Origin of the sequence: Thalassotalea sp. G2M2-11, from assembly GCF_017168195.1 — a bacterium.
Taxonomy (GTDB): Bacteria; Pseudomonadota; Gammaproteobacteria; order Enterobacterales; family Alteromonadaceae; genus Thalassotalea_E.
In genome coordinates this window covers 135,703-150,420 of the sequence record NZ_JADNYL010000001.1, presented here as the reverse complement: position 1 = coordinate 150,420, position 14,718 = coordinate 135,703, and the positions used below count along the sequence as shown (strand labels likewise).

Annotated in this window: 15 protein-coding genes; 6 read left to right on the top strand and 9 right to left on the bottom strand. The window is 40.7% G+C overall.

Annotated features, from left to right (window positions below; genetic code table 11):
• Positions 1-73 precede the first annotated feature (73 nt).
• From IV514_RS00680 to IV514_RS00670, 3 genes are all read left to right on the top strand, one after another.
• Positions 74-388: a hypothetical protein gene (locus tag IV514_RS00680; protein WP_206482998.1), complete on the top strand. Its 315-nt coding sequence runs from the start codon at positions 74-76 to the stop codon at positions 386-388.
• A 13-nt stretch (positions 389-401) separates the two neighbouring features.
• Positions 402-614, top strand: coding sequence for a hypothetical protein (locus tag IV514_RS00675; protein WP_206482997.1), 213 nt, complete (start codon positions 402-404; stop codon positions 612-614).
• 228 nt (positions 615-842) lie between these two features.
• Positions 843-1,424: a DNA-binding protein gene (locus IV514_RS00670; RefSeq protein WP_206482996.1), complete on the top strand. Its 582-nt coding sequence runs from the start codon at positions 843-845 to the stop codon at positions 1,422-1,424.
• 121 nt (positions 1,425-1,545) lie between these two features.
• Here IV514_RS00670 and IV514_RS00665 read toward each other — a convergent pair whose 3' ends face one another.
• The 5 genes from IV514_RS00665 to IV514_RS00645 form a co-directional block, all read right to left on the bottom strand.
• On the bottom strand, positions 1,546-2,811 hold the full coding sequence (locus IV514_RS00665; protein ID WP_206482995.1) for a site-specific integrase: 1,266 nt from the start codon (positions 2,809-2,811) through the stop codon (positions 1,546-1,548).
• A gap of 204 nt (positions 2,812-3,015) precedes the next feature.
• Entirely contained in the window at positions 3,016-3,879 is an 864-nt protein-coding gene (locus IV514_RS00660) for a YicC/YloC family endoribonuclease (protein ID WP_206482994.1), read from the bottom strand.
• A 377-nt stretch (positions 3,880-4,256) separates the two neighbouring features.
• On the bottom strand, positions 4,257-5,963 hold the full coding sequence (locus tag IV514_RS00655; protein WP_206482993.1) for a GMC family oxidoreductase: 1,707 nt from the start codon (positions 5,961-5,963) through the stop codon (positions 4,257-4,259).
• Positions 5,960-6,664 carry a gluconate 2-dehydrogenase subunit 3 family protein gene (locus tag IV514_RS00650; protein WP_206482992.1) on the bottom strand — a complete coding sequence of 235 codons (705 nt, stop codon included), beginning with the start codon at positions 6,662-6,664 and terminating at the stop codon, positions 5,960-5,962. Before IV514_RS00650 ends, IV514_RS00655 begins: the two co-directional genes overlap by 4 nt.
• Positions 6,661-7,197, bottom strand: coding sequence for a thioredoxin family protein (locus tag IV514_RS00645; protein ID WP_206482991.1), 537 nt, complete (start codon positions 7,195-7,197; stop codon positions 6,661-6,663). Before IV514_RS00645 ends, IV514_RS00650 begins: the two co-directional genes overlap by 4 nt.
• Before the next feature lie 142 nt (positions 7,198-7,339).
• On the opposite strand from IV514_RS00645, the gene rph reads away from it, so the two are divergent.
• Both rph and pyrE read left to right on the top strand, forming a co-directional pair.
• Positions 7,340-8,053, top strand: coding sequence for a ribonuclease PH (gene rph, locus IV514_RS00640; protein ID WP_206482990.1), 714 nt, complete (start codon positions 7,340-7,342; stop codon positions 8,051-8,053).
• A 10-nt stretch (positions 8,054-8,063) separates the two neighbouring features.
• Complete coding sequence (pyrE, locus tag IV514_RS00635; protein ID WP_206482989.1) at positions 8,064-8,705, top strand: orotate phosphoribosyltransferase; 642 nt, start codon at positions 8,064-8,066, stop codon at positions 8,703-8,705.
• A 333-nt stretch (positions 8,706-9,038) separates the two neighbouring features.
• On the opposite strand, the gene IV514_RS00630 is transcribed toward pyrE, so the two are convergent.
• The 3 genes from IV514_RS00630 to bioH form a co-directional block, all read right to left on the bottom strand.
• A complete protein-coding gene (locus IV514_RS00630) occupies positions 9,039-10,007 on the bottom strand; it encodes a putative metalloprotease CJM1_0395 family protein (protein WP_206482988.1) in 969 nt (322 codons plus the stop codon).
• A 3-nt stretch (positions 10,008-10,010) separates the two neighbouring features.
• A complete protein-coding gene (locus IV514_RS00625; RefSeq protein ID WP_206482987.1) occupies positions 10,011-10,307 on the bottom strand; it encodes a hypothetical protein in 297 nt (98 codons plus the stop codon).
• A gap of 127 nt (positions 10,308-10,434) precedes the next feature.
• Positions 10,435-11,205 carry a pimeloyl-ACP methyl ester esterase BioH gene (bioH, locus tag IV514_RS00620; RefSeq protein WP_241242127.1) on the bottom strand — a complete coding sequence of 257 codons (771 nt, stop codon included), beginning with the start codon at positions 11,203-11,205 and terminating at the stop codon, positions 10,435-10,437.
• 58 nt (positions 11,206-11,263) lie between these two features.
• Here bioH and IV514_RS00615 point away from each other — a divergent pair, with 58 nt between their 5' ends.
• Complete coding sequence (locus IV514_RS00615) at positions 11,264-12,010, top strand: ComF family protein (protein WP_206482985.1); 747 nt, start codon at positions 11,264-11,266, stop codon at positions 12,008-12,010.
• A gap of 1 nt (position 12,011) precedes the next feature.
• On the opposite strand, the gene IV514_RS00610 is transcribed toward IV514_RS00615, so the two are convergent.
• On the bottom strand, positions 12,012-14,558 hold the full coding sequence (locus IV514_RS00610) for a M14 family metallopeptidase (RefSeq protein ID WP_206482984.1): 2,547 nt from the start codon (positions 14,556-14,558) through the stop codon (positions 12,012-12,014).
• Between the last annotated feature and the right edge of the window lie 160 nt (positions 14,559-14,718).

Here is a 14,718-nt window from a genome sequence, read left to right as displayed (position 1 = left end):
CCTCCATGCTTTCACGCGAAGTTTTAATTTTCTTTCCGTAAGATAAGCTCTTACTTAAAAATAGGAGCTTATCATGAACACTGTTGTTAAAGATTGGCAAATTGTATCCGTTTATGAAGCAGAGGAGCATATTGGTGACGTGTTGTATGCAACTGTCGTTGATGACAGTACGATTCGTTTTTGCAAAGGAGATTATGTTACCACCTCAAAGATTAAGAAGATTAATTTTGAAACTCAACTTATAACGACCACATCAGGTAGCATCTACCAACTACTAGGAACAGGTAGTAAAGCAAAGATTGATTTATCTGATTTTGAATTACTCCGCCACGGTTTTAGTCCTCAACAAATAAACGGCTTTAATAACCAAAATTTAATTTTGCATTAGTGAGTAAAAACTTATGAATATCGACTTTGAAAATGCGGAATGCACAGCCTGTAACAACAAAAGTATTGATATTCGCACTGAAGTCCTGCTGCCAACTGAAAAAAGTCATCAAAAAGGCAGAATAAGAAAAATGTATATTTTTACATGCCCAAAGCATTTAGGTACGGATACTGAACAGATGCTGATATTAGCAAAAGTTAAAGCAAAGAAAGCAGCGTCCAAATAATTATCAACAGTTATTTGTTTGTTTGTTTGTTTGTTTGTTTGTTTGTTTGTTTGTTTGTTTGTTTAAAAGTATAAACAGGTTAAGAAAATATTAGAAAATTTAATACTCTGAACTATTAGATTCTTAGTATTGATCCGCAGCATCTGTCTAGAATATGATCACTCTCAGCGGGGAAAATTAAACAATTAGTCGGGGGACAATTTAATAATTTACTCATAGAGGTGATATATGCGTCCGTCTAACTATACAGATGAACAGATCATTGCAGCGGGCAATGAATTAAAAAATGAAAACCCTGCAAAAAGAATTACAGGCCACGCACTTAGCGCAAAATTAGGTGGTGGTAGACCCGCTAGACTCATCGAAATCTGGGAAAGTTATCAAGCTGATCTGCGAGGGTCAGATGAATTGGTACAAGAATTACCTGAATCTCTTGAGTTTGCACTCGAATCAGTGCTTAGCACCGTCAAAACAAGCTTTGCTTCTTTCCTTTTAGAGTCAGATAAACAGATTCAAGACAAGGCTAGTTGCCGTATTGAAAAAGAAAAAGTTAAATTTGATGAGCAAATGCAAATTCTAGAAGAAAAGCTAACTGATGCAGATCAGGTCATTAATCAAAATGAAGATCGCATTTACTCTATGTCAAAAGAGCTTAAAGACGTCCATAAGCTTAAAAATAAGATAGTGGGATTAGAAAAAGTGATTATTGAGTTACAAGCGAAAGCTGAAGTCCACAATAATACTATCGCTGATAAAGACCGGATAATCAATGAACAAGCCGCACGGATATCGGAACTAAAAGCCGCATAGATAGATATATGAAAGTGGCTGATGAAGCCACTTTGGTATGGATACTGCGCTCTTTTACAATGTACTTTTTATAGTGTCCTAGTGAACAAGCTGACTCGGAAGCTGCCGTTTTATATTTAAGTTAGGCATGCTGTGAAAACGCTTCATATTTAATTAGGGGCATTACTAATTCCGCTAAACGATTATGAGCTTCGATTCGTTCTGAAAAATACGCATAACAATCATATGTTTTTTCTACGCCTTTTAGCTTGTGATTGATGCATTTTTCAGCAATTTCTTTTTTAACGCCCAACTTAGATAAAAGAGTACGGAAAGTGCGACGTAAGTCATGGACGGTAAAATGATCTACCCCCGCTTCTGTCATATAGTCTGGACCGGGTTTACGATTGCCATATGCTACGCCAAATAAAGCGCTAATTGCGTCATTTAGCGTGTCTTCAGAGATGTGAGGATTCTTGCTTTCCTTACGGTTGGGAAATAAATAGTCTGAATGTCGGCTCAAAATTTTAAGGTCTCGAAACAATGGTATAGCTAAGTCAGGGATTGGAACAATCAAGGCTGTAGCTGTTTTAGTGCCTTCGCTGAATAACTTAAATGTTTTACTATTGAGGTCGATCTGCTGCCAGCGAGCAGATAATAATTCCATCTTTCTCACGCCAAGTACAAGTAAAAGCGAAAGAGCAATGTAGCTAGCCGTTGGGATCTTGTTGGGATGCTCTCGAAATACGCCAAATGCTAGTTCAATCTCTTGCTCTTCTAAGAAACGTTGGCGTCGATTGTCAGCACCACCCGCATCTTCAGTTTGAGAAAATTCTTGGGCAATGTTGCTCATGACCACTTGATATTTAACTGCAACACGGTACACGCGTTTAATAAACAAAAGAACTTGATTTGCAACCGCAGGACGCTTTGAATCTAGTACTCGTTGAATGACACTATCAATATCATAGCTGTGAATGCGATCCATACGCACGTTACCCAGATAGGGCTTGATTTCATTGTTATACACGCGCTCATATATATAAGCTGTTTTAATACGCTCTTGCTTCTGAGTTAGGTATTTTTGAGCGCAGTCGTCAAACGTTACAAGTTTTTTGTATTGAAGGCGTTCAGCATCGAGCTTCGGATCAATACCACCGTTCAGTTTTTTACGACAGTCAATGGCAATTTTGATGGCATCTTCGACATCTAGAAGATCATCATGATCTACCCCGTAAGCACCAATTTTAAATTGACGTCGTTTGCCAAAAAGCTGATATCGGAATACCCAACTGGCTGTGCCTCTGGATTTAACATCGATATAAAGACCTTGATAAATACTTTCGAATGCAGGCTGACCTTGTTCAACCAATTCGGCCACTCGATTGTTTTTTTCTATTACAGACATGGAATACCTCATTTACTCGTTTTTAAAGTGGTGAGTAAATGAGGTGAATGAGGGTGACAAAGCACCAGTTGAATCACCACATTGGCCTAAAAAGCGCTAAAGAAAACATAAAGTTTTAAAAGTTTTCTTAAATATTTCCGCTCTAACGCCTTAAATTATATGGTATTTGGTTAAATTCCCTTCCAAATTGCGCAGATAGTATCTCTATTCAATGTTTTGGATCTGTTCGCGCATTTGCTCAATAAGCACTTTAAGCTCAACTGCTGAGTTGGTGATGTCGCTATTGATCGATTTTGAACCCAAAGTATTTGCTTCACGATTAAATTCTTGCATCATAAAATCTAAACGGCGCCCTTGCGCTCCGCCTTTCTTCAAGATGCTTTTAGTTTCTTTTACGTGACTGAACAAGCGGTCAATTTCTTCATCAACATCCATTTTCTGCGCCAACATCACAAGCTCTTGTTCAACACGAGTAGATTCTAGTTCAATTTTCGCTTCTTCAAATTTATCAATGATACGCTTGCGTTGCCACTCGATAACTTCTGGCATGTGAGCTTGCACTTTTTCAGCTTCTACTACTATGCCGTCAAGTCGTTGTTCAATTAAGGCTTTAAGGTTTTCACCTTCGCTGGCTCGAGCCACAATAAAGTCTTTTAATGCCTGATCAAAACCAGCGAGTATTTCTGCTTGAATACTATCCATGTCAGTTTCTTCAGCTTCCATCACGCCTGGCCAGCGCATAATTTCAATTGGATTGACTTTACTATTTAAGGTTTGCTCGTTAATCCAACTGGCATGTTGTAGCAATTGAAGTGCTAAATCTTGATTAAGTGACAATTTTCCTTTCGCAGCAGGATTTGGATTAAAACGTAGTCCGCATTCTACTTTGCCACGATTAAGTGCTTTTCGAAATCGCTCTCTTAATACCGGTTCAATACTGCGAAACTGTTCGGGAAGACGAAAATAGGTCTCTAAGAAGCGTTGATTAACGCTGCGAATTTCCCAAATGGCATTACCCCAATCTCCTTTCACTTCTACGCGTGAAAAAGCCGTCATACTATGGATCATAATCTTTCCTATTATTACTCTATAAAGTCTGTTTTATAAGAATGAACAGGGCGATTATGCCTGAGCAGCGATGAGGTCGCCACTATTAGCCTTGTTTATTTATTGTTAAATGAATTAGTTTACGAGTAAAACACCAACGGTTGTCATTAAAATGATGTTAAACCACTTTAGATACCCAGATACTATCAAACATCAGAGATACTAATTCAGCAGGCGCTTATAGCCCAGCATTTTTAGGTTCAACCTTCTTTGTTAGAACAAAGTATTCATTCTAAGCAATAAGATAATAGTAAAGCCATCATATGATGGCTTTAATTTTACTACAATTGGTAAACAAACACTTAATCGAGCTAATTGTCACCCTTGTTTACATTATCTTAGCTACTGAAATAGCGCTGCTTTATGTGGTCAGCCACACGAAAGGCATTGGCATAGATGGTAAAAGTATAAGGTACACTGCCACCTGTTGGCATAAATGAGCCATCGGTAATATATAAATTAGCAACTTCATGCGCCTGACAATGTTTGTTGAGCACCGACGTTTTTGCATCATCACCAAATCGGCATCCCCCTGCCATCAGATTAGTTGGAGGATAGCTACTCACTGAACTGCTCACATTTTTAGCGCCAAGTTGTTTAAGCAATTGCTCACCTTTCTCTGCGAGATATTCCCCCACTTTAAGATCGTGAGCATGTGCGCCAATTCTGACCTTAGCAACAGGATCGCCCCATTTATCGGTGACTTCTTCATCTAAGGTGACAAAACAATCATCGGTGGGAAGCCAGTCATTAAACACTTCAAAACGCAGCGTCTTATAACTAGTAAACTCCTTAAAAATATTGTGTTTGAGTTGTTCGCCCCACACTAGATCTTCATTATCATCCCATTGTGAACCTTGCACACGAGCAATTGGGTTTTGATGAAATAAAAAGTCGATAGTACCACCTTTCGCTTTACCCGCATCATTAGCGCCTGAAAACGTTGCGTCATCAATTTGATACCAATCTTGTAATGCACGATTAATAAAAGGGCCAACTTGCTTTAATTCTGCTTGTTTCTCTTTCGAGAGATCTTGATAGAAAAAATCACCTTGGCCGGTACCACCGGCACTAAATACTAAATTTTTTCCCACTTGTCCGTTGTTGTTTGCCAAACCATTGGGGAAATTCTTACTGCGAGAGGCTAATAACAGCCTTGACGTTTCAATTGCTTGACAGGCAACCACATAAATCGTGGCACTGACTTGCTGTTTCCGTCCTTGTCGATCGTAATAATGTACCGCGCTAACCTTGTTCTCATTATCAGTTTCAAGACGATATACCTTGGCATTATCCACTATGGTTAAATTACCCGTCGCGACCGCATGATTTAACAGCGCCGCTCGACCACTGCCTTTGGCTCCTGTAGAACAGCCATAGCTACTGCAATAGCCTGAATACTCACAACTATTGCGCCCCATTGCCGGCTGTGACAAAACCGCTCTTGGCACAGGCATACTATGAAAATCAATGGCTTTTGCCGCGTCATCAATCCAACCAGCAACCGCATGTTCAGCAAGTGGTGGGTAGGGAAAATCTTTGGTAGAGCGTGGTTCTTGATGTGGATGTTCAACCACTTTGCCAGAAACACCAACTACCTGCTCAACCAGCGCGTAATATGGCTCTAACTCTTGGTAACTAATCGGCCAATCGACAATATTGGCCCCATCAATATCTCCAAATTCTGACCGTAACCGAAAATCAATCGGCTTCAAGCGATGAAAATAGCCACTCATAAAGTTAGATGAGCCACCAACAACACTACCGTTCCAGAAGCTCCAACCAGATTCACTGGTTGCTTCACCTTGCCAGTAAGTGCTGCCATCCTCAGTTTCATACGCTTCTTCAATAACGTGTTGTTCATCTTGTAAGTCAGGGTTATACGCATCACGCAAGCTAATCGCCAACTCATCTTTAAAGAATTCTTTTTCTGTTAGCCAAGGGCCTTTTTCCAGTACCAACACTTTAGCGCCAGCTTTAGCTAATGTATAAGCAACAGGCGAAGCTCCAGCACCACTACCTACAATACAAATGTCATATTTCATGCTTTGCGATCACCTTTTGCGTTTACAGTCCGTTTAGCGGTTATATCATGTGTTCGAATAATGGATGCCTGTGCCTGCCCTACTACCCGGCTACGTGGCGGTAATTCATAATAACGCTGTCCAGCTTTTGGTAGCGGAAATCCCGCCTGATGCGCTAACCATTGCCAACCAATACCATCAGGATTACCGCCATAGGCAGGTGGTGACAACATGGCTTCATAAATATCTAGAATCAACATATTCAGCCAATTACTGCCAGCCTGAGATCGGCTAATACCTTTGAGTACCCGCTCTTTTTCTTGCGATGATAATTGCATAAATGGCTTTGAATAGTGATTATCACTATAACCATTGAGCCACTCAACACCTTGGTAGACAAACTCAATTTCACCTTTATCGGTTGGTTGTTCATGCACTAGCTGATACAGGTAATAAGTTGCTTGAATTTCTTTGGCGCCTGGGCCACTCACCGAAGATGGTAATAAATGATTTAATACAGCATCCAAGGTTTGCCACAGCGGTTGTTGCAAAGCCGATAAGTACTGTTTTTCATTACTGGCGGGAATTGCCAATGCAATTTTTGTCATCCCCAGCGTCGCTGAAGCACCAGCAGCCGATTTTAAAAATTGACGGCGTGATTGTTTTTCCACTAACCAAGCGGGGGTCGAAAATCGTTTATTTGAAAGAAATAAGTTTGTCATTCAGAAACCTTAGTTGCTGACAATAGAGCAAGGTGATGGGCATTATTTTTCACTTGCCACTGCTGTAAAAAATCAGTCCATGCAGTGACCGAATATTCACTGTTATCAAGTAGTTCGGCCGTGTCTTTTGATAACATCATTTTGCCATTAGCTGTTGCAACATACATATGAGGGTAGCCTAAAACAGGCGGTAATGATTCCATAAATGCTTTGTTTTCGTTACTGTCACTGACGTTAACTTTAAGTAACACATAGTGTTGATGAAGTAATGCTGCCACATCAGGATTTTTCGCTAAAAACGCGTCCATTTTATGACACCAGGCACACCAATTACCGCCAATTTCAATCAAGACATTACGATTACTTGCCTTTGCCAGTGCAATAGCGGCTTTTGCGTCTTTAAACGGGTCGGCTTGGTCATCATACACTTGGCTGTATCTGGGGAGTTCTGGGTCGAGTGTTACTTCACTGGCACCAACAACTTTTACAATCATCAACGCCATAACTAACCAAAGATAACCAATATATTTCATTATAAAACTCTATCTGTTTGAACTTGCTAAAGATGACCTTAAAACCATTTACTATATTTCAAAATTCTTTATTCGTCATTATGTCAATATTGCCTATATCCGATTATAATGCGCACATTAATTTACCGATAAGGATCAAATCATGCGTCCAAGTGGCAGAACATTAGGTCAAATTCGCCCCGTAACTATTACTCGTCAATTTACATCTCATGCAGAAGGATCAGTATTGATTGAGTTTGGAGACACTAAAGTCATCTGTACAGCATCTGTAGAAGAAGGTGTTCCTCGCTTTCTTAAAGGTCAGGGCAAAGGCTGGGTAACTGCCGAATATGGCATGCTACCACGTTCAACCCACACGCGTATGCGCAGAGAAGCGGCCAGTGGTAAACAAAGTGGCCGTACCTTAGAAATTTCTCGCTTAATTGCACGCTCACTTAGAGCTGCTGTTGATTTGCATGCGTTAGGTGAAAATACCATCAGTGTTGATTGTGATGTCATTCAAGCAGATGGTGGTACCCGTACCGCGTCAATTACCGGGGCTTGTGTCGCGTTAGTAGACGCACTGAATTACATGCGTGCTAAAGACATTATTAAAACCAACCCGTTAAAACACATGATTGCTGCAATTTCCGTTGGCGTATATCAAGGTGAAGCCGTTGCTGATTTAGATTATCCAGAAGATTCAGCCGCTGACACTGACATGAATGTGGTCATGACAGATACTGGCAAGTTAATTGAAGTACAAGGCACTGCCGAAGAAGAGCCTTTTAGTTTCGATGAAATGCAAGAAATGCTCACATTAGCTAAGCATGCCATTAACGAATTGTTTGATATTCAACAATCAGCATTGAATTAAGGGAGTCGCTATGAAAGATTACCAACGTGAATTTATTAAGTTTGCGCTTGAAAAGCAAGTACTTAGATTTGGTGAGTTTACCTTAAAGTCGGGTCGCACTAGCCCCTACTTTTTTAACGCAGGATTGTTCAATACCGGTCGAGATCTCGCTCGATTAGGTCGCTTTTATGCCGCTGCACTTGCCGATGCCAATATACCGTTCGATCTGCTGTTTGGCCCTGCTTATAAAGGGATCCCAATTGCCACAACAACCGCCGTGGCATTAGCTGATCATCATGATCTTGACGTACCTTATTGCTTTAATCGCAAAGAAGCAAAAACTCATGGTGAAGGTGGTAGCTTAGTGGGCTCTGAGCTAGCAGGTAAGGTAATGCTTGTTGACGATGTTATCACTGCGGGCACAGCCATTCGAGAATCAATGGATATCATTAAAGCTAATAACGCTGAACTATCTGGTGTATTGATTGCCCTTGATCGTCAAGAAAAAGGGAAAGGTGAGCTTTCAGCCATTCAAGAAGTTGAGCGTGATTTTGCCACAAAAGTGATTTCAATCGTGACCTTAACTGATTTAATCACTTACCTTGAAGAACAGCCTGATATGGCAACGAGTTTAGCCAGCATTAAACAATATCGCCAAGATTACGGTATTTAACCTTAGATAAACCATGTCTAAGACGGTTGGCGTAGTCCGCTACGCCAACTCGATTACCAGCAAGCTATCACTACCCGACAATTAAGCAAAAAAGTACCAAGCCTAAAGCATGAACTCACTCAAGTAGACCCGCAATAATAGTTAACCTCAGGTTTGTATAAGTAATGGTGCTAAGTCTAATAAAACAAAAACTTAACAATTTCTAGCTTGATATTTTTGTCTGAATTAAAGGCTTTTTGACGCTGGAGTAGCTGGTTTTTCCGTTTAAAAATAACGCACAAGTCTGTAAAAATAGCGCCTAGAAACGCAGGACTTATGCGAAGCTGAGGTTAGTTACGCTGTTAATTCAAATTGGTGACTAGGTGGGCGTTCATAAGCACGATTGATATCAGCGTAAAAGTTCTCAATTCTACCGGCTCTAGCATCAATCGCTTGATTACGGCTTGGCGCAATGGCCTCTTGAGACTCAAGTGTACTATTCACTAATTGATCAAAATCATTTTCAACAGCATTATCGGTATTGTTGCCACTAAAACTGTCTCGATTGGGTGTATTGGTTGAAGGTTCAAAATTGGTACGGCGTTCTTGTTCATTATCGGTGGTATTATTAGCATTTACTTCATCAAGTAACTTACCTTGCGCCTGTGCAATAATACGTGCCGCTGAATTTGCTACCCTCATATCTTGAATAGAAGGATTGGCAGGCGCTAACGCAGCATTATACACTTTTTGCATTTTGGTAATGGTTGCTCTTGGATCGCCACTAACGGGGCTTAAATCAACAGACACTTCCCCTTCAACTGCATACTTCTTACCATCAGGGCCAACTTCAAAACTAAACGATGGCGCCCCTGTGGCGACACCACCAGTAGCAGCATGTGCTTGTTCATGAGCACGTACTTCACGATCTCTCGCAGCTAGCTCTTTAATTTCCTTCTGGATTGCAACATCGTCAATTGCTTCATCAGCCCTTGAGTTTGTAGCACCTTCACTTTGTTCAGCTTGCTGTTGCTGGGCACCTTGCTGATCCTCTTGTTTACCTGAAGATTGTTCATCATTTATCGTGCTATTTTGTTCATCAATCTTTTTTTGTATTTCAGCAAAATTTACTTGTTGGTTTTGCTGAGCCGGCGTTTTTGCCCGTTCTCGCTCTGACGCTACCCCTTTTTCAGCAGCTGATTGATGGGTAGGAGCCGGTTGGGTGATCACTTCTCTTTGATGATTTTCACGACGTAAAGCATCCGTAGCCGGGTTAACTACGGTAGGAATTGGAATGTTGGGTGCTTGCGGCGTAATATTCATAACTTATACACTAACGTCTAATAAGGTGCCTAGGTTTTCATCAGCAGATTTCACAACCTGAGCAGATGCTTTCGCTTGATACTCAGCAACCTTTAATTCAACAATCGATTGATTCAGGTCTGATAAGTTACCGGAAGCGCTATTTTGCTCAACAGTATTATCATTAACTTGTTGACCAAGCGTAAAGTCTTCAGGTCGATACGAAGTAGATTCGACAATACTTGCCGCTGCATTATTGGCCGTCTCAGTTGCCTTTTGAAACCCCTGAACGCCAGCGTTAAAGGCTGATTGAATCTCCACTATGTACTCCTTAATATCTCAGCATGTCATTAGCCACTGTAGGTGACAACGCTGATACCACGATATTGACACAAAGTTACCTGTATAATTATTAACCAAAACAAGCAAAATGTAAAGCGCTTACACACTAAATGTGGCGTTCAAGCCAACCAGTAAGCTGCTCAACAAATTCGACTAGATCACTGATAAATGGAGCATGAGATGCTTGGTTGAAGATATAGTGCTCACTTGATAGTGACAGCTGATCAATCAAAGGAATAACCGCTTTTGGTACTAAGCCGTCTAACTTGCCATACATCCTCAAAAAAGGTACCTGAATACTAGCGAGTAATTCTCGTTGATCAACTTGCTCTAAAAACTGCAATGAGGTGTCAAGCGTTTGCGCTGTAGGCATTGGATATTGCATCACCAATTGCCGTACCTGTTTAATATCCTGGCGTATATGAGGGCTACCCATCGCTTGGATTTTTAAAAAGTTATCAATGGTTTTTTCTATATTTTGTGACAATTGACGATGAAACAATTGCAATACGTTAGCTTCAATGCCAGGCCAACTTTCATGTTTAACAAAATATGGTGTACTGGCAATCGTCACTAACCCTTTCGTCACTTTAGGATAATGATACGCAATATGTGTAGCAACCAATCCCCCTAAAGACCAACCAATATACACGGCTGGCTGATCGACTGATTGCACAATTTGTTGGGCAATTGTCTCAATAGTATAAGGCGTTACTTGGGCCTCAACATTTAAACCAAAACCGGGTAAATCAACCGTGATCACCTGAAATTTTTGCTGTAATTGCTCAACGCTTGGTTGCCAAACCCCCGAATTTAATCCCCAACCATGAATAAAAACCAGTGGTATACCTTCACCGACACTCGATATTTTTAACATTTCTGCCATGCTATATAAGACGCTAGATGCGCGACAGTTTATAGAAAGGAACAGACAAATGGAATTGCCTGATATTCGAAACCTTCATCTTAAAGAAGATCATTTAAGTAAAATTCACTCTCTCATTCAGCAATCAAAATTAGCGTTAAGCTGTTGTGAACTATGCCAAGGGCACACCCTTGTTCACCCACTGCTATGTAAGTATTGCTTGGCTGATTTACCAGCATTTGATCTGGCAATGTGTCAGGAGGATTTACTCAACTGGCCGGCAACCAACAAATTATTTCCGCGGCGCCATTTCGATCATTTACTGGCATTCGCGCCTTACACTTGGCCGATAAATGGGTGGCTAAAACAGTTAAAATTTCATAATCGCTTTGAACTAGCTGACTTACTCGGTTTCTTGCTGAGTGAATTGTGGCAACAAACATCAACTAATCACCAACAATACCAATTGCTTTCGGTACCAACACACATTAAACATTGGCAAAACAGGGGATACAATCAAGCGCATTTAATTGCACGAGCATTCGCAAAATATAGCAGTATTCCCTATCTGCCGCGGGCGCTCATTCGGCATAAACTTACCGCGAGCCAAGTAGGACAAAGTGGTAGAGCGCGACGCAAAAATTTAAACAATGCATTTTCAGTCGCTGAACATATATTACCCGCAAAGTCTCATATACTTTTGCTCGATGATATTGTAACAACGGGCACAACCATTAACGTTATCGCTCAGCAACTGAAAAAACAAAATGTAACAAGTGTTACAGCTATATGCCTTGCCTTAACCCTTCCTCGCTAGTTTATTTTGCTGAAGCGCTAAAGGCTTTAGCAAAAAACAAGCTATTAGCAAGCAATTTGGCACTTCCTAGCCAATAGCCTCTAAAACTCAAATTATCTGTGGTAGCGATCACACGCCCTTTACCGAAATCATGGGCAATCACGGCCGGATTATGGGCAATACGATTGACCAAGTTGCGATCGGCATAGCCACTCATTAGCGGCTTGGCGGTATATTCGGCTACCGTAGTAAAAGGTTGATCTTTACCGTCAAAGATCAAGGTACTATTCCTGAATAACGGTAACTGTTGATCGGTAAAGCCAAAGCTAAGCGGATGACTTAAATCTAAGTGAGTCTCAAAAATTGCGCCAGCAATACGCTTTCTCGCCGATAACCGTTCTTTATCCTGATAAGCTAAATCATCGGTTGCAAACAAGCTATCTAAGCTCTCGTCACTAACAATTTTAGCTTTTAATATTCCTTGACTGACTAACCAACGTGCAGCCCGTTTTTGGCCAAAAATAACGCCACCTTGCTTCACCCATTGTTTGATTTTTTCTATTTCAGACTTTTTCACATGCTGATTGCGGCCATCTACCATCACAATGTGGCTGTATGTTGATAAATCAATGTTTGCTAAACGCAGTTGTTCCACCACAGTGACGGGGATATTAAGGGTATCATCTAAATAATGTAAAACCTCTGCCGCTTCATACTGGGAACTGCCTTTACCGCCGATCAACAATACTTTTATCGGTTCAACATTACGCAAAGAGCGGGAGCCAAGATCAACGCCTTGAATCGTCAACCCCGTGTTAATGCTGAATATATTGAGATGATTCTCTTGTGCGTACTGCTCAACTAATTCACGCCATGCTGTTTGATGCTGAATACCCGCAGGGATCACTATGGTGCCAGTGGTAAACGTTTTGCTTTGTCCATCAATCACAGAAGCAAAACTTTTTGTTGCCACTTTCGCTTTAATGCCTTGTGACAATAATTGATACAACATTTTAGGGGCTAATGCATCATGCCATTCAAACGCATAAGCATAAGCCTGAGGATTGATTGCAGCAATTGTACGATCTTGGATCGGTTGCCAAGGCATTTTGGCAATCTCCATGCCCCAAGTACGTTTAACTCGTTTAAAGTTAATATCCATGGCAAGGGGCAAGGTCCAGCCTGAAACATCATAAAAAGTATTATCCTGAAAATTTGTGCCTTGATTAAACAAGGCTTGCAATACGCGGTATTGACGCTGAGCTAACGGGATGTAATAACTATGCGCTTTTGAATACAACTTACCATCTAAACGTAGATCTTCGATAAGTGGATATACCTTAATGCGATGCTGCTGTAATTTAGTTAAAAAATTAGTTAAACGGTACTGATCATGCTTTTCACTGATTAAATAGCCGGTATATTTTTCATCTTTCGCTTGCTTTAACGCTTCTTGATAAAAAGTTCTACGATATTGTTTAAATTTATCTTTGTTCTGCCAAGCCCCGGTTATGGTAGATAACGAGGTATAAACATGATTTTGTACGCCATATTCAAAGGTCAACAAACCATTAATACTTTCTTGCTGTAAACCACGACTACTGGCCTGCTCAAATAACACACCAACACCACCATTAATATCTGGGTAAGTAGAACCCTTGCCGTAATAAAAATCGTCAAAATTTTCTTGACTGTAATACAAACGATTGTCTTTATCTAATGCGGCACTGTGAAAAGTAGCTAACAATTGCGTTAATTGGGTATTGGCTTTAGGTGTTAATGGATGAGTGCGAGTAGGAATACCCGGCTGGAAAAAATAGCTACTATTTGCCCCCATCTCATGAAAATCGCCAACCACATGCGGCTGGTACTGATGAAAATACTCAATGCGATTTTGACTTTCTTGCTGCGACAACAATAACCAATCACGGTTTAAATCAAAACCAAAATGATTAGTACGGCCACTGCGCCAACCCTGATGATGTTCTATATGATTAGGATCCGCATTAGGTGTAGTTCCTCGGTGCATATTCACCCATTGAGTAAAACGATCCATACCATCAGGGTTAATACTCGGCTCAAGCACAATTACAGTGTCAGATAATATCTGTTCTACAGTTTTATCCATACTTGCTGCCAAGTAATACGCCACAACTAACGCGGCGTTACTACCCGTAATTTCATCGCCATGCACAGAATATCCAAGCCAGACGACTAAAGGATCCGCAGAATTCTTACCATCAGAGTCTTGTGCTAACAATTGCGGTAAACGAGCTAAGTTTTGTGGCGCTGAAATAGTCACTAACAGCTGCTGACGCATTTCTTTGGTATAGCCCATTTGTGTTAGCTGCACCCGATCAGACTCTTGTGACAATTGCTCCATATAGCGCACTAACTGATCATGACGGATATGACGTTCACCAATACCAAAACCTAATACTTGTTCAGGCTTAGTGATGCTTTTCTCATAGTTCTGCTTGGCTGGGAGATACTGCTCAACATTAGCAGCCTGTGCTGCACATTGAATAACAACTATGGTAAGAAAAGCTACCATCAATCGATAAAACATAAATAATCCTAGTCTATAAATAGATACTTAAATATGGCGGTCAAAATAGCAAACTCTAACGTTATCAGCTAGTATTTCGCCCCATGAAACCGTGTATTTTACCTCTTTTCTTTCTCTTTTTTCGTAATAACCCCACCAAGTAGATAAATTTATTGCCGGA

Coding starts and splice junctions, on each gene's coding strand:
- IV514_RS00680 (WP_206482998.1), top strand. CDS start 74: ATGAACACTGTTGTTAAAGATTGGCAAATTGTATCCGTTTATGAAGCA.
- IV514_RS00630 (WP_206482988.1), bottom strand. CDS start 10,007: ATGAATATTACGCCGCAAGCACCCAACATTCCAATTCCTACCGTAGTT.
- pyrE (WP_206482989.1), top strand. CDS start 8,064: ATGAAAGATTACCAACGTGAATTTATTAAGTTTGCGCTTGAAAAGCAA.
- IV514_RS00670 (WP_206482996.1), top strand. CDS start 843: ATGCGTCCGTCTAACTATACAGATGAACAGATCATTGCAGCGGGCAAT.
- IV514_RS00660 (WP_206482994.1), bottom strand. CDS start 3,879: ATGATCCATAGTATGACGGCTTTTTCACGCGTAGAAGTGAAAGGAGAT.
- IV514_RS00675 (WP_206482997.1), top strand. CDS start 402: ATGAATATCGACTTTGAAAATGCGGAATGCACAGCCTGTAACAACAAA.
- rph (WP_206482990.1), top strand. CDS start 7,340: ATGCGTCCAAGTGGCAGAACATTAGGTCAAATTCGCCCCGTAACTATT.
- IV514_RS00665 (WP_206482995.1), bottom strand. CDS start 2,811: ATGTCTGTAATAGAAAAAAACAATCGAGTGGCCGAATTGGTTGAACAA.
- IV514_RS00650 (WP_206482992.1), bottom strand. CDS start 6,664: ATGACAAACTTATTTCTTTCAAATAAACGATTTTCGACCCCCGCTTGG.
- IV514_RS00655 (WP_206482993.1), bottom strand. CDS start 5,963: ATGAAATATGACATTTGTATTGTAGGTAGTGGTGCTGGAGCTTCGCCT.
- bioH (WP_241242127.1), bottom strand. CDS start 11,205: ATGTTAAAAATATCGAGTGTCGGTGAAGGTATACCACTGGTTTTTATT.
- IV514_RS00610 (WP_206482984.1), bottom strand. CDS start 14,558: ATGTTTTATCGATTGATGGTAGCTTTTCTTACCATAGTTGTTATTCAA.
- IV514_RS00615 (WP_206482985.1), top strand. CDS start 11,264: ATGGAATTGCCTGATATTCGAAACCTTCATCTTAAAGAAGATCATTTA.
- IV514_RS00645 (WP_206482991.1), bottom strand. CDS start 7,197: ATGAAATATATTGGTTATCTTTGGTTAGTTATGGCGTTGATGATTGTA.